12 protein-coding genes are annotated in these 15,985 nt (G+C 70.5%); 6 read left to right on the top strand and 6 right to left on the bottom strand.

All coding sequences use genetic code 11. The features are described 5' to 3' along the window. Positions 1 to 2: 2 nt before the first annotated feature. The 5 genes from ACOGI9_RS02575 to ACOGI9_RS02555 all read right to left on the bottom strand — a co-directional run bounded on the left by ACOGI9_RS02575 (position 3) and on the right by ACOGI9_RS02555 (position 7,083). Positions 3 to 2,315, bottom strand: a complete 2,313-nt coding sequence (locus ACOGI9_RS02575) for a choice-of-anchor B family protein (RefSeq protein WP_419858343.1) — start codon at positions 2,313 to 2,315, stop codon at positions 3 to 5. A gap of 15 nt (positions 2,316 to 2,330) precedes the next feature. Further along, positions 2,331 to 3,773 (bottom strand): MBL fold metallo-hydrolase, encoded by a 1,443-nt coding sequence (locus ACOGI9_RS02570; RefSeq protein WP_419858342.1) that lies wholly within the window; start codon positions 3,771 to 3,773, stop codon positions 2,331 to 2,333. Positions 3,774 to 3,818: 45 nt separating this feature from the next. Then, the gene (locus ACOGI9_RS02565) at positions 3,819 to 4,982 is read right to left on the bottom strand and encodes a M20 family metallopeptidase (RefSeq protein WP_419858341.1); all 1,164 of its coding nucleotides are present in this window, start codon (positions 4,980 to 4,982) and stop codon (positions 3,819 to 3,821) included. Beyond that, complete coding sequence (locus ACOGI9_RS02560; protein ID WP_419858340.1) at positions 4,979 to 5,656, bottom strand: hypothetical protein; 678 nt, start codon at positions 5,654 to 5,656, stop codon at positions 4,979 to 4,981. The genes ACOGI9_RS02565 and ACOGI9_RS02560 overlap by 4 nt, the downstream gene beginning before the upstream one ends. A gap of 152 nt (positions 5,657 to 5,808) precedes the next feature. Further along, the gene (locus ACOGI9_RS02555; RefSeq protein ID WP_419858339.1) at positions 5,809 to 7,083 is read right to left on the bottom strand and encodes a M20/M25/M40 family metallo-hydrolase; all 1,275 of its coding nucleotides are present in this window, start codon (positions 7,081 to 7,083) and stop codon (positions 5,809 to 5,811) included. Between the two features lie 139 nt (positions 7,084 to 7,222). Between ACOGI9_RS02555 and ACOGI9_RS02550 the strand changes: the two genes are divergently transcribed. Genes ACOGI9_RS02550 through ACOGI9_RS02535 form a run of 4 tightly spaced genes read left to right on the top strand, consistent with a single transcriptional unit; the run spans position 7,223 to position 10,812 of the window. After that, complete coding sequence (locus tag ACOGI9_RS02550) at positions 7,223 to 7,657, top strand: cytochrome c maturation protein CcmE (RefSeq protein WP_419858338.1); 435 nt, start codon at positions 7,223 to 7,225, stop codon at positions 7,655 to 7,657. 1 nt (position 7,658) lies between these two features. After that, positions 7,659 to 9,725 carry a heme lyase CcmF/NrfE family subunit gene (locus tag ACOGI9_RS02545; RefSeq protein WP_419858337.1) on the top strand — a complete coding sequence of 689 codons (2,067 nt, stop codon included), beginning with the start codon at positions 7,659 to 7,661 and terminating at the stop codon, positions 9,723 to 9,725. Further along, entirely contained in the window at positions 9,722 to 10,276 is a 555-nt protein-coding gene (locus ACOGI9_RS02540) for a TlpA family protein disulfide reductase (protein ID WP_419858336.1), read from the top strand. Before ACOGI9_RS02545 ends, ACOGI9_RS02540 begins: the two co-directional genes overlap by 4 nt. Further along, positions 10,276 to 10,812, top strand: coding sequence for a cytochrome c-type biogenesis protein (locus tag ACOGI9_RS02535; protein WP_419858335.1), 537 nt, complete (start codon positions 10,276 to 10,278; stop codon positions 10,810 to 10,812). The genes ACOGI9_RS02540 and ACOGI9_RS02535 overlap by 1 nt, the downstream gene beginning before the upstream one ends. Positions 10,813 to 10,818: 6 nt before the next feature. Here ACOGI9_RS02535 and acnA read toward each other — a convergent pair whose 3' ends face one another. Beyond that, the gene (gene acnA / locus ACOGI9_RS02530; protein WP_419858334.1) at positions 10,819 to 13,602 is read right to left on the bottom strand and encodes an aconitate hydratase AcnA; all 2,784 of its coding nucleotides are present in this window, start codon (positions 13,600 to 13,602) and stop codon (positions 10,819 to 10,821) included. A 197-nt stretch (positions 13,603 to 13,799) separates the two neighbouring features. On the opposite strand from acnA, the gene ACOGI9_RS02525 reads away from it, so the two are divergent. Further along, on the top strand, positions 13,800 to 15,227 hold the full coding sequence (locus tag ACOGI9_RS02525; RefSeq protein WP_419858333.1) for an ABC transporter substrate-binding protein: 1,428 nt from the start codon (positions 13,800 to 13,802) through the stop codon (positions 15,225 to 15,227). After that, positions 15,224 to 15,985: a hypothetical protein gene (locus tag ACOGI9_RS02520; protein ID WP_419858332.1), complete on the top strand. Its 762-nt coding sequence runs from the start codon at positions 15,224 to 15,226 to the stop codon at positions 15,983 to 15,985. The genes ACOGI9_RS02525 and ACOGI9_RS02520 overlap by 4 nt, the downstream gene beginning before the upstream one ends.

The raw sequence follows: 15,985 nt of genomic DNA, 5'->3' as shown, positions 1-15,985 counted from the left end.
GGTCAGGGAACGAGCCGCTCGTCCCGCGCCTTCACGAGAAACAGTCCCTCGCGCCGGCTCGAGAGGAGGATCGTCCCGCTCTCGAAGTACGGATAGACGCTCCACGTGCCGTCGAAGCCCGCCGCGTCCTCGCCCCAGGGCGTGGTATCGAAGCTCCCCGCCTCCATCGGGTTCTCCGGGTCGCTGATATCGAGCACGCGCAGCCCGGCGCGGTTGTTCGACATGTAGAGCCGGTCGCCCCGCACGTAGAGGTTGTGGTCCGTGACCTTCGTCTCGCTGTAGTACTCCCGGACGAGGAGCGGATCGTCGAGGTCCCGCAGATCCCACACGAGGGTCCGCGTCGCGTCCACCTGCCCGCTCACCTCGTCGAGTTCGTCGTTGGAGTAGAAGTACGCGTGGTCTTCCGTGAGCCAGCCCTGGTGCGCGTAGGCCACGTTCGGGTATTCGGCGCGCGCCACGGCGACGGGGTTCGACTTGTCCGTCACGTCCGCGATCGAGATCGCCGTCTCGTTCGCATTCACGCAGATCTCGCGGCCCGCGTAGTCCTCGTCGGGGCCGTGGTAGATCACGCACTGCGTGTCGTGCGAGTTCCCGGTGTTGCGGCGCCCGGTGTTGGGATGGGCGAAGCAGCCGACGAACACGGGATTGAGCGGGTCGTTGATGTCGACGATGTGCGAACCGCCGCCGCACGTCTCGCCTCCGCCCGACGCGCCCACCAGGTACGCGAAGCCCGTCTCCTCGTTGATCGCGACGTTGTGGACCGAGGCGACCTCTTCATACAGCGCCGTGGGCTCCCACTCCCGGGGCTCCGCGACGTCGCGCAACTGGGTGAGGTCGAAGACCTGCATCCCGTGCTGCCCCGCCCCGTCGGCGACGACGAACATGTGGTCCCTGAACACCTTCATGTCGCGCCACGTGTTCGACCGGGTCCCCGGCGTCTTGGCGAAGTTGCCCAGATACCGCGGGTTGAACGCATCCGTGACGTCGACGAACGCGATGCCGTCCATGCGGCCCACGAGCGCGTATTCCCTTCCCGTCAGCGGATCGGTCCAGCCCCACACGTCGTTGAGGCGGATGCCGCGGGGGGCGCCGAGTTCTTCCCGGGGGATGAAGGAGAGGAGATCCACGCGGTCGCAGTCGAAGCCCTGCGCGAGCCCCTCCTCGCAGTCGATCTGTCCGCCGGAGATGGAGGAGAGCCCGACCTGCTCGCTCACGAGCCGGATCAACCCGTTGGACCGGGCGTCCATGAGCACGGCGGACCCGGCCCCGAAGTCGTCGGCGGGCAGACCCGCGACCACCCGGCGGTTCCCCGCGGCCACCACGCGTCCCACCTGCACCGGTTCCCGGCCCGGCATGTCGTACCCGGCCCTGACGGTCCAGCCGTCCTCGGAGCGTTCAACCCGATACACGAGACCCCTTCCGCCGGCCAGCGGGGCGCCGACCCACATGGTCGCGCCATCCACGGCGAGCGCGGCGCCGAACGCGGCGGGAGGCTGGTTGTCCGGCGAGATCGTTCCCGCCAAGCGCCATTCGTTGGCGGCGTCCATCGCAAAACGGTGGATGGCGCCGAGACCCGCATCCTGACCGGCCGCGCCGACCAGCGCCTCCTCGCCCGCGAACGCGACCGCGGACCCGAAGGCGCGCCCCGCGTCGCCGCCGTCGCCGCCGAACCGCGCGACGCGCTGCCAGCCCGCGTCCGCCTCGAAGCCGAAGAGGTACGCTTCGCCGCGACCTTCGTTGACGAGTGGCGCGCCGACGAGCGCGAGGTCGGCGCCGAGCGCGATCGAGGCCCCGAACCCCGCCGCCGCGCCGTCCGCCACCAGGCGTGCTTCCTCCTCCCAGCCTCCGTTCACACGCCGATAGGCAACGACGACGCCCTGCCCGCCGGCGCCGTCCGAGGCCGCCACAAGCAGGTGCGTATCCCCGGCGGCCAGCGAGCGCCCGAACGCCTCCAGGCCCGGTGAGGCGATCTCCGCGACGTGCCGCCATTCGGCATCCTCGCGCTCGAACACGTGCACGGCGCCCGCCCCCGGCGCGCCCACGAACAGGTGCGGGCCGCCGGACGCCAGCGCCGCCCCGAAGCCATCTCGTACCGCCGCGTTCGGCGCGGTCAGCGCCTGGACCTCGGTCCAGCGGCCGTCCCGGAAGACGCGCACGCTTCCGGGCTCACGCTCGGAGGTGGGCTCCCCCACCAGAACTTCGCCCCCGCCCGCGAGCACCGAAGTGCCGAATCCCTGCGCGGCGAGGGCCGCGGGAGCGGTCGCCCCGGCCAGGGCGAACACGACGAAGGCGGCGGCAAGCGGTCGGATCTTCATGACTGTGACCATGATTCAGGGTCCTCCGGTTTCGAGCGATCCCGCATACGCGGTGAACAGGTCGTTGATGTAGTGGACGTCGCGCCCCTCGCGGGCCAGGTAGCTCGCGGCCACCGCGGCCCGCGCTCCGCTCAGGCAATGTACGAGCAGCGAACCGTTCGGCGGCAGCCGGTCCGCGTAGTCGGGCAGCCGCGTGTAGGAGGCGTTGACCGCCCCCGGCAGGTGTGACGCCGCGTACTCCGCCGCGTATCTCACGTCGAGCACGTCGCCCTGCCCGCCCGTCGACAGCCGGCTTGCCGCCCGCAGGTCGATCTCCGGAATCGCGGCCGCCTCCCCGCCCTCGGCAAAGTACCGGTCGAGCGCTTCGTGCTCCACGAAACCCGTCACATCGTCGAACCCGATCCGCACCAGGCGCCGCACCGCCCACTCGAGATCCGTCTCATCGATGACGAGGGTGACCGCCGCGCCCTCCGGCAGGATCGAGCCCGCCGCGGTGCAGAACGACTTCGTGAGGGGAACGTAGACCGACCCCGGGAGGTGCCGAGCCATGAACGCGGACCGGTCCGGCCGCGTGTCGATCACGACGTCCGCGGCGCTCGAACCCGCCCGGGCGCGAGATGCCGCCTCCCGCGGCGAGACGCGGCGCGGGCGCGGAAGGCCGCCCAGGACGGGGGCGCCATCGCGGTTGTCCCGCTTCATCCGGGCGAAGTACATCGGCGGCTCGGGCTGTCCCTCGAGGATATGGGAGACGAACGCGTCCTCTCCCTTCAGCGCCGCGGCGATCGCCGGACTGAAACGTCGTTCGTAACCCACGGTCGTCTCCGGCACGGCCCCGAGCGCCTTTCCGCACGAGGAACCGGCGCCGTGGGCCGGCCACACCTGCAGGTAGTCGGGCAGGTCGAGGAAGCTCCGCACCGAGCCGTACAGCCGGCGCGCCGCGGGCGTCATCGCCCCCGTGACCCGCGCCGCCGTCTCGAGCAGGTCCGGCCGGCCGAGGTCGCCGACGAAGACGAAGTCCCCCGAGAGGAGACCCATGGGCTCGTCGGCCCCCGCCCCGCGGTCCGTGACCAGAAACGACAGGTGCTCGGGCGTGTGTCCCGGCGTATGCAGCGCCCGGAAGTCGATGTCGCCGGTCTCGAAGCGGGTACCGTCCCGCAGCGGCACGTGGTCGTAGCCCCCGTCGCGGGCCCACTCGTACCGCCACTCGGGACCGCCCTCATCCGACAGGTAGAGCCGGGTGCCGAAGCGTTCCGCGAACTCCCTCGCGCCGGAGAGGAAATCGGCGTGAATGTGCGTCTCGGCCACGGCGACGATCCGCAGGTCCTCGCTCGCCGCGAGGTCCGCGTAGCGGTCGATGTCGCGCTGGGGATCGAAGAGGATCGCGTCTCCGGTACGCTGGCACCCGATGAGGTACGCGTACTGCGCGAGCGTGTCGTCGAAAATCTGTCGAAAGAACATCTCGTCGAAGCCGCCTCTCGAAGCTCTCCGGCGCGCCGGGTGCCGCTACGGCGCCGCGATCAGCCCCGCCAGCAACGCGACGCGCTCCACGGCCCGGTCGATCCACACGAACTCGTGCCGGGCATGGGCGCCGTCGCCCACGGCTCCCAGCCCGTCGAGCGTCGCCGTGTACTGGCTCGTCAAGTTACCGTCCGAGCCGCCGCCCGCCGATCCCTCCTCGAGTTCGAGGCCGATCTCGTCCGCCACCCGGAGCGCCCGCTCCCAGAGCGCCACGTTGCGCGGGGTGCGCTCCAGCGGCCCGCGTCTGGCCACCTCCGTGACCGTGATCCGCGTCCCCGGCACCGTGGGCTCCAGTCCGAACATCCCCTCGCGGATGCGGTCGGCCTCGGTGGCCGTCCACACGCGCACGTCCACCTCGCAACTCGCATGCGCCGCGACGACGTTGGAGCGGGAGCCTCCCTCGATGACGCCCACGTTCATCGTCGTCCCGGCCCCGGGGTCCGCCAGGCGGTCGATCCGCCGGATCGCGTGGGCGAGTTCGAGGATCGCCGACGCCCCCTCTTCCGGGGCGAGTCCCGCGTGCGAACTCCGTCCCGCGACCTCGACGCGGTACTGGCCGATCCCCTTGCGCCGCGTCTTGAGCCGGCCGCCGGGGCCCAGCGCCGGTTCGAGGACGAACGCCCGTGACGCGCCGCGCGCGAGATCGCGAATCAGCGGCTCGGATTCGGGGCTCCCGATCTCCTCGTCCGAGTTGATGAAGAAGACGGGTGCGACGCCCGCGTCCAGCCCGACGTCCCGGAGCGCCCGCAGCGCGAACACGCCGATCGCGAGTCCGGTCTTCATGTCGAAGGCGCCGGGACCCGTGAGGCGCCCGTCCGATACCCGCACGGGCATTTCCCGCAGCGTGCCGATGGGCCACACCGTGTCCATGTGTCCGACGAGAAGTTGTGCCCCGCTCGCCGCCGCGCCGCTGCGCGCCAGCAGGTGGCCGCCGCTCGCCTGCCCCGGGATGTGCTCTACGTCCAGACCGAGGTCGCTCAGGGTCTCCGTGAGGATCGCGCGGATGCCGCGCTGGGCCTCCGGGTCGGTGGAAGGGGATTCCTCGAGCACGAGTTGAGAGATGAAATCGACGAACTCGTCGCGCAGGTCAGCCATCCGCCCGCTCACGGCCTGCGCGGGCGTGCGCCCGTTCGCCCCGGAGCCGGTCACGTGCCGCCCCCTCCGTCTCCGCCGTCCGTCTGCAGCACGCCCTCGATCAGCGTTCGGTGCGCCTGGTATTCGGGGAGGTCCGGGATCCCCCCGGCCTCCGCCACCCGCTCCCGGATTCGGGCTCTGAACGCCTCCGCCCCCTCGGCGTCCTCCTCGAAGTCGGCCGCGCGCGCGGCGAGCAGGAGCCCCAGCAGGTGGTCCGGATGCGCGGCGAGGATCTCATCCGCCTGTTCCCGGGCGAGACCGGACGCTCCCGTGAGGAGACGGAGGAGGCCGACGTGGAACCGTGCATCGGCGTCGATCTCCTCGGGAGGGACGGCGTCGTACGCCTGCAACGCCATGTCGATGAAGAAGGCGGCGCGCTCGAAGTCGCCGCCCTCGTGCTCCCGCATCACGCGCTCGAAGAGCCGGTCCGCGACCCCTCGCGGGCCCATGGCCGCGAGTTCCTCCATGCTCGGCATGCCGGCGCCCCCGGCGTCGCCCGCCGCCTCGGCCGCCGGGGCGCCGCCCATCGTCTCGCCCGGGAGGCCGCCCGTCATCGTCATGTCTCCGACCCGCGTCACGCTTCCCCGCTGGACGAGCACGGCGATCATCACCGAGAAGACCGCGAGCCCGAGGCCCGAGAGGACCCACGGGAGCAGGGCCGAGCGAGGCTTCCGCGGCGGAGCGCCCACGGGCGTACCGCATGCGGTGCAGTAGAGGGCGTCCTGCCGGAGCGGAGCCTGACAGGCCGGACATCCCGCGCGCCGGGCGAGCGGGGCCCCGCATTGCGCGCAGAAGTTGCCCGACGCGGGGCTCCCGCAGCGCGGGCACGCCGCGGCCCGGTTCATTGGGGCCGGTCGGCCCGGTCGCCGAGCCGCACGGTCGCCTGGCGTTCCTCGCCGTCACGCAGATAGCGGAGCACGACCTCGTCGCCCGGCCGGTACGCGGCGAGGGCGTCCGTGAACGCCTGCAGATCCTCGACCTCGTAGTCGCCGAGACCGATGAGGACATCTCCTCTGGCGAGGCCGCCGCCCGCCGCGGGCGACCCCTCCGTGACCCCTGCGAGGAGTACCCCGACGTCGACGGGCGTGAAGTCGGGCACGGTCCCGAGCCAGGCCCCGGACCCGCTCGCGCGCTGCTCCCGCTCTCCCACGCCCGGAATGACGGCCAGACGCTCCGTCCGGTTGGCAAGCGTCCGCACGACGTTTTCCGTCAGGCGCGCCACCCGTCCGAGGCCGGGCGCGTCGATCTTCTCCGCGTCGTCCGTGTGCCGGTGATAATCGGCGTGCACGTTCGTGAAGAAGTGGAGGACGGGGATCTCGTTCGCGTAGAACGAAGTGTGGTCGCTGGGTCCGAACCCGGCCTCCTCCCAGGCGAGCGGAATCCCGAGATCCGCGTTCGCCGCGGGGACGATCTCCTCCCACTCCGGCGCCGTTCCCATCCCGTACACGATCAACTCGTCGTCCTCGAGCCGCCCCACCATGTCGAGGTTGACCATGGCCACGGTCTCCTCCAGCGGAATCGCGGGGTGGTTCGCGTACCAGGCCGAGCCGATCAGTCCGAGTTCCTCTCCCGTGAAGGCGATGAACACGATCGACCGCGCCGGACGGAGCCCGCCGCGCAGCGCGCGCGCCGCCGCGAGGACGGCCGCCACTCCCGAGGCGTTGTCGTCCGCCCCGTTGTGGATCTCGCCCGCCTCCCCGGTGCTCCCGAACTCGCCCAACCCCAGGTGGTCGTAGTGCGCGCCCACCACAACGGCGCTCTCGCGCAACTCGGGATCGCTCCCCCTCAGGATCCCGACGACGTTGCGTCCCCGGCCCGGCGGCGCGTGCGGCTGCGCGGCGCTCGCGAGCGGAAGCTCCTGGAAGAACCCGTCCTCCCCGCCCGGCTCGAGCCCGAGCGAGGCGAACATCGCGGCGATGTAGTCGCCCGCGCACCGCTCGCCCGCGCTCCCGGACAACCGGCCCCCGAGCGCATCGTCCGCCAGGTATCGCACCGTCTCCATCGGCGACCCGAGCCCCTCGCCGTATTCGGGACAGGCCGCATCCGGCTGCCCCTGCTGACCCTCAAGCCCTCCGTAGGCGGTGAGCGAGACGAATGCGAGTGTAACGCGGAGCACGACGGGGACTCTCCTTCTTCGAGGCAAGTGCGGGTCTACCTCCGCGAGGTTCGCGCCTCGGCGGTGCTGTGGCAAGCGCGGGGCGGAACGTGCATCTTGCGGGGCAATCCGCACGATGGTCTTCGAAGGCGAGGGAACGTTGAGACGGAAACTCTGGATGCTGGCGGGGCTCGGGGCGATCGCGGTGGCGATCACGGTGCTCGCGGCGGGCGGGTTGAACGAGAACATGGTGTTCTTCCTCACGCCCGCCGAACTGGAGGCGCGCGGAGTCGAGGTCGTGGACCAGCCGATCCGGCTCGGGGGCCAGGTCAAGCCGGGAAGCGTGGACTGGAGTCCGGAGTCCGCCCGACTGCGTTTCGTCATCAGCGAGGAGAACATCGAGATCCCCGTCGAGAGCACGGGCGCGCCCCCCTCCATGTTCCAGCCGGGGATGGGCGTCGTCGTCGAGGGGGCCTACGGGGACGATGGCGTCTTCCGCGCCACGAACCTGATGGTGAAGCACTCGAACGAATACGCCCCTCCGGAGCACGCGGACGACGCGGGCCAGGTCTACAAGTCCCTCCTCGAAAACTGAAATGCTGAGCACGCTCGGCTACGCGTCCGTCATCGCGGCGCTCCTGGCCGCCGCGGTGGCCACGGTGGCCGGCGGCTGGGCCGGCCTGTCACGCTCCGGCGGGGAAGTGTCGGCGGCCCTGGCCCGCCGCGCCGCCTACTTCGCCTTCTTCGCGATGTCCGGCGGCATGCTCGTGATGGAGGTCGCCCTCCTCACGCACGACTTCAGCGTCGAGTACGTGGCGCGCGTGGGGAGCCGCGAGACGCCGACCTACTACACGGCGATCTCGCTCTGGAGCAGCCTCGAGGGCTCGATCCTCTTCTGGGGCTGGATTCTCGCCGGGTACGGGGCGCTCTTCGCCTTCACCCGCCGCCGCGAGTTCGGGGCGCTGCGGGCGGCCGGGGAACGCCTGACCGCGCTCGGCGGCGGGCTCGCGCACGGCCTCCGCACGACCCCGCTCGTCCTCGGCGTCATCGGCGCCGTGCAACTCTTCTTCTTCGGACTCCTGGCGGGCGCGGCGAATCCGTTCGGCATCGTGGATCCCGTGCCGGCCAACGGCCCCGGACCCAATCCCCTCCTCCAGAACCACCCGCTCATGGGCCTGCATCCGCCCATGCTCTACTTCGGGTTCGTGGGGATGACGGTGCCCTTCGCGTTCGCGATCGCCGCGCTTCTGCGGGGGAACGTCGAGGCGCGCTGGCTGCGGGACGCCCGCCGCTGGATGGTCGCGGCGTGGGCCTTCCTCACCATGGGAATCATCGGTGGCGGCTGGTGGTCGTACGAGGTCCTGGGCTGGGGGGGCGCCTGGGCGTGGGATCCGGTGGAGAACGCGTCCTTCCTCCCGTGGCTTACGGCCACCGCCTTCCTGCACTCCGCGATGGTCCAGGAACGGCGGGGGATGCTGAAGACGTGGAACCTCACGCTGATGATCTCGACCTTCCTCCTCACCCTGTTCGGGACGTTCCTCACGCGGTCGGGCGTCATCGACTCGGTGCACGCCTTCACCGAGGGCGTCATCGGGCCCGTGTTCCTCGCCTTCATCGCCGTGGTGGCGATCGCGTCGCTGGCCCTCATCGGGTGGAGGAGCAACCGCCTGCGGGCGCCGGGCCAGGTGGAGAGTCCCGCCTCGCGCGAGTCCGCCTTCATCCTCAACAACCTCCTCTTCGTCGGCTTCACCTTCACGGTCCTCCTCGGCACGATGTGGCCGCTCGTCGTGGAGGCGCTGCGGGGCGACCGGATCAGCGTGGGTCCGCCGTACTTCGACCAGGTCGCGAGCCCCATCGGGTTGGCGCTCATCTTTCTGATGGGGGTCGGGCCGGCGCTCCCGTGGCGGCGGGCCGGGCGTGAGCAGTTGAAGCGGTCGTTCGTGTGGCCGGCCATCGTCGGAGCGGCGGCGGGGCTTCTCGCCTTCGCGCTCGGCATCGGGTATTTCCTCCCCGTTCTCACGATCGCCTTCGCCGCCTTCGTGCTGACGACGATCGCGGACGAGTTCCGGAAGGGGATCGCGGCGCGGCGGAGGATCGCGGAGCGCTCGTTCCTCGGCGCGCTGCGGGACCTGTTCGCGCGCACGGGCCAGCGCTACGGCGGCTACATCGTGCACGTGGGGGTGATCGTCATCGCGCTCGCGATCTCCGTCTCGTGGACGTGGAAGACGGAACGGGAGATGACGCTCCGGCCCGGCGAAAGGCTGGCGATCGAGGACTACGAGGTGGAACTCGTCGAGGTGTGGGGGCGCGAGGAACCGCACCGGTTCGTCATCGGCGCGACGTTCACGGCGTTTCGTAACGGGCGGGAGATCGGCGAAGAGCGGCCGCGGATCAACTTCTACACCGCGACCGCGCAGAACATCGCGACGCCCGCCGTGAAGAGTTCGCTCACGAGCGACCTCTATCTCACGCTGATGGCGGTAGACCCGGAACGCGGAGCGCACGCGACGGTGCGGGCGATCGTGAATCCGGGGATCGTCTGGCTCTGGATCGGGGGCATGATCATGGGCGTGGGCGCCCTGATCGCGATCTGGCCCTGGGGCCGGAGCCGGGTGCGGGCCGCGAGGACCGAACTGCTCGCCGATCCGGCGGCCGCGGCATGAAGGGCTGGTGGCGGTGGGCCCTGCCCCTGGCGGCCGTGCCCGTCCTGGCGCTCCTCTACTGGGGGCTGGGCCAGGACCAGCGGCGGCTTCCGTCCGCGCTCGAAGGGCGCGAGGCGCCCGCGTTCCGGCTCGCCGACCTCTACAACCCGAGCGATTCGGTGAGCCTGAGCGACTTCGAGGGAAAGGTCGTCGTGCTCAACTACTGGGCCTCGTGGTGCATCCCGTGCATCGCCGAGCACCCGGTGCTCGTGCGGCTGCGCGAGACGTACGATCCGGAGGAGGTGGCGCTCGTCGGCGTCCTCTTCCAGGACACGCCGGCGAACGGGATGCGCTTCATCGAGGAGCTGGGCGGGGAGTGGCCGCTCGTCACGGATCCGGGGAGCCGGACCGCGATCGAATACGGCGTGTACGGGGTGCCCGAGACCTACTTCATCGGCGCGGACGGCGTGGTCGCGCTGCGGCACGATCTCGCGGTGACCTGGGACCTCGTCGAGCGGAAGGTGGACTCGCTGCTCGTCGCCCGGCGCACCGCCGGTCCGGCGGGAAGCTGATGTCGCGCGTCGCATTCGCCGCCGCCGTGCTCGCCGCGGCCGGGGTGACCCTCGGCGCGGCGCCCGCCGCCGCCCAGACCGTCGACGGGGCCCTCGACGGCATCGAGCGGCCGGCCGCCCCGGGCGACCCGGTCCGCAGCGCCGAAATCGACCAGCGGACGGCGGAGATCGGCGCCACGCTGCGCTGCCCCATCTGCCGCCAGCAGTCGATCGCGGAGTCCTCCTCCCGCATCGCGCGCGAGATGCAGGACGTGATCCGGACCATGCTCGCGGAGGGCCGCACGCCGGAGGAGATCGAGGCCTACTTCGTGGAAGCGTACGGCCCCTGGGTCCTCCTCAAGCCGCGGGCCGAAGGGATGAACCTCTTCGTTTACGCCGGACCCGGTCTGGCCTTCCTCCTCGGCGGGTTCATCGTCGCGCGCCGCCTCCGCCGCGGCCGGAGCCCTGACGAGGAAGCGCGCGAGGAGCCCGCAACGCCGGACCACCTGCGGAAGGCGGACCGGAAGTGGCTCGAGGCCGCGATCAGAGGGTCCTGATCGGGCTCAGGCCTCCAGTTGTTGCCGCAGGACGGTCTGGAGGATCCCGCCGTTCAGGTAGTAGTCCACCTCGACCTCCGTATCGAGCCGCGCGATGGCTTCGAAGCGCGTTTCCGATCCATCGTCGGAGACCGCCGAGACGGTGATCATGTCCTTCGGCTTCAGGCCGTCGGCAATGCCCGCGATGTGGAACGTCTCGCCGCCCGTGAGGCCCAGGGTCTCGGCCGTCTCGCCGTCGCGGAACCGCAGGGGCAGGATCCCCATCCCGATGAGGTTCGAGCGGTGGATGCGCTCGTAGCTCACGGCGATGACGGCCTTCACGCCCAGGAGGAAGGGCCCCTTGGCCGCCCAGTCCCGGCTCGAACCCGAGCCGTAGAGCGCCCCGCCGAGGACGATCGTCGGCGTCCCCTCCTCGCGGTAGCGCGCGGCGGCGTCGAAGATCGTCATCTGCTCGCCGCTCGGTACGTGGCGGGTGAACCCGCCCTCCACGCCCGGCACCATCAGGTTCCTGAGCCGGACGTTCGCGAACGTCCCCCGCATCATCACTTCGTGGTTTCCGCGCCGCGCCCCGTACGAGTTGAAGTCCCGGAGGGCCACGCCGTGTGAACGGAGGTAGTCCGCCGCGGGCGAGGTCGGCGCGATCCCGCCGGCCGGGGAGATGTGGTCCGTCGTCACGGCGTCGCCGAGGAGCGCGAGGCAGCGTGCGCCCTCGATGTCCCCGGGTGCGGCGGCCTCCTTCGACATGCCGGCGAAGAAGGTCGGCTGCCGCACGTAGGTCGAGGCCTCGTCCCACGCGAAGCGGTCGCCCATCGGGATCTCCAGCGCGTTCCAGCGCTCGTCCCCCGCGTACACCTCCGCGTACTTGGCGCGGAACATCTCCGTCTTCACGGCGGTGCGGACCGCTTCGTTGATCTCGTCCTGCCCGGGCCAGATGTCGCGCAGGAAGATCTCCTCGCCCCGGTCGTTCGTCCCCAGCGGTTCGCTGTACAGGTCGATGTCCATCCGGCCCGCGAGCGCGTACGCGACGACGAGGGGAGGCGACGCGAGGTAGTTGGCGCGCGAATCGGGGCTGATGCGGCCCTCGAAGTTCCGGTTCCCGGAGAGGACCGAGCAGGCGACGAGGTCGTTCTCGCGGATCGCGCTCGAGATCTCGGCCGGGAGCGGTCCGGAGTTCCCGATGCAGGTCGTGCAGCCGTAGCCCACGACGTGGAAGCCGAGCTGCTCGAAGTACGGCATGAGGCCGGCTTCCTCGAGGTACTCCGTCACGACCATCGAGCCCGGCGCGAGGCTCGTCTTCACCCACGGACGCTGCCTGAGGCCCGCCTCGACGGCCTTCCGGGCGAGGAGGCCCGCTCCGACCATGACGGACGGATTCGAGGTGTTCGTGCAACTCGTGATCGCGGCGATGACCACGGACCCGTCGTGAAGTGAGAACTCGTGCGCGTCGCCCTGTTCGTCCGTCAGGCGCACGGCGACGCCGGCCGGGGCCTCCGCCACCGCCACGCCGCCATCGCCGGCCCCGCCGGACCAGCCCTTCATCTGTGTGAGGCCGCCCCCCCCGGCGCCCGGCCCCTTCAGCCCGTCGAGCGCGTCCAGGAACCGCGGCTTGCTCTCCGTCAGCGGCACGCGCTGCTGGGGCAGCTTCGGGCCGGCAATCGCCGGTTCGACGGTCGCGAGGTCCAGCTCCACGTGGTCGCTGTATTCCGCCGCGGGCGTGTCCTCATCGTGAAAGAGACCCTGGGCGCGCGCGTAGGCCTCGACGAGCGCCACCTGTTCGTCGGATCGCCCCGTGAACCGCAGGTAGGCGAGCGTCTCGCCGTCGATGGGGAACATCGCGCAGGTGGAGCCGAACTCCGGCGACATGTTGCCGAGCGTCGCCCGATCCGCGAGCGAGAGTCCGGCCAGGCCCGGCCCGTAGAACTCGACGAACTTGCCCACGACTCCGGTCCCGCGCAGGACTTCCGTCACGCGCAGGACGAGATCCGTCGCCGTGGCGCCGTCCGGGAGCCGGCCGTGGAGCCGGAAGCCGAGCACGCGCGGGACGAGCATGGAAAGCGCCTGCCCGAGCATCGCCGCTTCGGCCTCGATGCCGCCCACGCCCCACCCGAGGACGCCGAGGCCGTTGATCATCGTGGTGTGGCTGTCCGTGCCGACGACGGTGTCGGGGTAGGCCGTGCGTTCGCCCCCCGTCGCGTCGTCGAACACGACCCGGGCCAGGTACTCGAGGTTCACCTGGTGGACGATGCCCGTGCCCGGCGGGACGACCTTGAAGTTGTCGAACGCCGTCTGTCCCCAGCGCAGGAAGGCGTAGCGCTCGTGGTTCCGCTCGAACTCCCGCTCCGCGTTGATGAGGAACGACTGCGCCGTGCCGAACGAGTCCACCTGCACCGAGTGGTCGATGACGAGTTCGCACGGCATGAGCGGATTGATCGAGGAGGGATCGCCGCCCAGTTCCGCCATCGCGTCGCGCATCGCGGCCAGGTCCACCACGGCGGGCACGCCGGTGAAATCCTGCAGGAGCACGCGCGCGGGGCGGAAGGAGAGTTCCCGGCCGGGCGTGGTCTGCGCGTCCCAGTTTGCGATGGCGGCGATGTCGTCGGCCGTCACGGACTGTCCGTCCTCGTGCCGGATCAGGTTCTCGAGCACGACCTTGATCGAGAACGGAAGGCGCGACAGGTCGCTCCCGGTGGCCGAGGCGACGGCCCGCAGGTCGCGGATCGCGACGGGGCCGCCGGGAGCATCGAGCGAAGCGCGCGCGCCGAAGGAGTCGAGATGGGGAAGGTTGGACATGGTGGACCTCATCGAGACCGCGAAGGGTTTGTTCCTCTGTGGCAACGTATCGAACCGGAGGCCCCGGATCGACCGGAGAACGGGGCGTCAGGTTGAACATGAATGTACTTGCGAATAAACTCCCATGCCGGGCGGTCCCCATGCGATGGACCGGCCTTGGCGACGCGGATGGCCACGCCGCACGCAAGGAGAGGGTATTGTCCGGAAGTCGAAAAGGGACGCAGCCTCCCAACGGACCGCCGGTTCCGAACCGCGATCCGGCTCGTGAGGTCCCGCCGTCCCCCGGCGGACTCCTGACGCGCCGTTCCGCGATCCGCGCCGGACTGGCCGGTCTGCTCGGCGCGCCCTTCGCGACGTCGCTCGGCGCCTCCACCTCCACGCGGCCGCTCGCTCCCGGCCTGCGCTGGAGCGGAAGGCAGGGCGCGCAGCCGGACGACGAGATCGTGCTCGGCGTGTCCGCGGCCTTCTCCGGGCCTTCCCGGGGACTGGGCACCGAGCTGTATCGCGGGGCGATGTCCTGTTTCGGACAGGTCAACGAGCAGGGCGGCGTCAACGGCCGCCGGATCGTCCCCAGGCTCTACGACGACGGCTATCAGCCCGATCCGTGCGTGGAGAACACGCTCAAGCTGATGCTGGAGGACGAGGTCTTCCTGCTGTTCGGCTACGTCGGCACGCCGACCGTCACCCGCGTCCTGCCGCTGCTGAAGAAGTTCCAGGACCAGCAGATGTATATCTTCTTCCCCTTCACGGGCGCCCAGCCGCAGCGGGAGCCGCCGTACGGGGAGTTCGCCTTCAACCTGCGCGCCTCCTACGGCCAGGAGACGGCGGGGCTGGTCGACAACTTCATCCGCATCGGGCGCCGCCGGATCGCGGTCTTCTACCAGGCCGACGCGTACGGGCGCAGCGGCTGGGCCGGCGTGAGGGCGGCGCTCGCGAGGCACGGCGAGACGATCGCCGGCGAGGCGACCTACCGGCGGGGCACGCAGTTCACGAGCGTGATGCGGCCGCAAGTCGAAATTCTGCAGGAGGCCTCTCCGGACGCGGTGATCTGCGTGGGCGCCTATGCCGCGTGCGCGGCTTTCGCCCGCGATGCGATGGACCTGGGCCTGCACGTGCCCATCGCGAACCTCTCCTTCGTCGGGAGCGAGAACCTCCTCTCGCTGCTCGTGGGAGCGAGCCGCGACGACGACCCGGCCTACTACACGCCGTGGCTCGTGAACTCCCAGGTCGTGCCCAGCTACGAAGACACCTCGATCCCGGCCATCCCCGAGTACCGGGACCTGATGGACCGCTACGATCCCCAGGTGCCGGAGGAGCTGGTGGTAGAGCCCTACGACCCGTTCCCGTACAGCTTCACGAGCCTCGAAGGGTACCTGGACGCGAAGCTGCTCACGGAAATCCTGCGCCGGATCGACGGCACGCCCGAGCGCAGCAAGTTGAACGACGCGGTTTTCTCGGTGCGGAACTACGATCTCGGGATCGGCGAGATGGTGTCGTTCGCGCCCGACCGCCGGCAGGGGCTCCAGAGCGTCTACTACACGGTCGTGGAGGATGGCCGATTCGTCACGCTGACCGACTGGGAAGCCAAGTTCGGCCCGACCGCGACGGGTGACGACGCCTCGTGAGCCAGACGGAAACGCACGAGATCAGGATCAAGAGGCTCTTCCGGAAGACGCGCTTCGGCATCTTCGTCCTGTTTGGCGCGATCGTCTTCGCCACTTCCACGCTCTCCATTCGTACCGTCTCCAGCCAGCTCGAGGAGGAGTACGAGAGCAACAGCGCGAACATCGCCAAGAACATCGCCGACTCGAGCGTCGACATCCTGCTCAACCGGAACCTCGCCACGCTGCAGTCGCTCATCGACCAGTTCGTGGAGATCCAGAGCATCCGGTACATCTACATCACGAGCGACACGGGCGAGATCCTGACCCACACCTTCGTGCCGGGCGTCCCCGAAGTGATCCGCGAGAGCGACCCGCACGCGACCGAGCCGGTCGAGCGCAGCCTGCCGGGGATGGGGGACTTCGTCGAGATCGGGAGCCCGATCCTGGCCGGCCAGGCCGGCACGGTGCACGTGGGGATGGACCTCGACCTGGTGCGGCTCAAGATCCAGCGCGCCACGGGACAGCAGATCGCGCTGATCTGCATCATCCTCATCGTCGGCGTCCTGGGCTCGATCTGGTTCGTGAGGCTGGCGGTCACTCCGCTGGAGGAACTGCTCTCCTACGTCGTGGGGCTGGCGCGCCGCGACGCGGACGATCTGAACGATGCGAAGGTCCTGACGCGCGACGACGAGATCGGGGAGATGGCGCGCCTCATGCTGCACGCCGTGAGGGGCGAAGCCCCGGGCGCGGCGTCGAACCCGGGTTCGGGAACGGACTGA

Origin of the sequence: Candidatus Palauibacter irciniicola (assembly GCF_965208695.1) — a bacterium.
Classification (GTDB): Bacteria; Gemmatimonadota; Gemmatimonadetes; order Palauibacterales; family Palauibacteraceae; genus Palauibacter; species Palauibacter irciniicola.
This window is presented reverse-complemented; position numbering and strand designations above follow the sequence as displayed.

Excerpts from the sequence above, each read along its gene's own strand:
- ACOGI9_RS02575 (WP_419858343.1), bottom strand. The coding sequence starts at position 2,315 with ATGAAGATCCGACCGCTTGCCGCCGCCTTCGTCGTGTTCGCCCTGGCC.
- ACOGI9_RS02540 (WP_419858336.1), top strand. The coding sequence starts at position 9,722 with ATGAAGGGCTGGTGGCGGTGGGCCCTGCCCCTGGCGGCCGTGCCCGTC.
- ACOGI9_RS02535 (WP_419858335.1), top strand. The coding sequence starts at position 10,276 with ATGTCGCGCGTCGCATTCGCCGCCGCCGTGCTCGCCGCGGCCGGGGTG.
- acnA (WP_419858334.1), bottom strand. The coding sequence starts at position 13,602 with ATGTCCAACCTTCCCCATCTCGACTCCTTCGGCGCGCGCGCTTCGCTC.
- ACOGI9_RS02545 (WP_419858337.1), top strand. The coding sequence starts at position 7,659 with ATGCTGAGCACGCTCGGCTACGCGTCCGTCATCGCGGCGCTCCTGGCC.
- ACOGI9_RS02570 (WP_419858342.1), bottom strand. The coding sequence starts at position 3,773 with ATGTTCTTTCGACAGATTTTCGACGACACGCTCGCGCAGTACGCGTAC.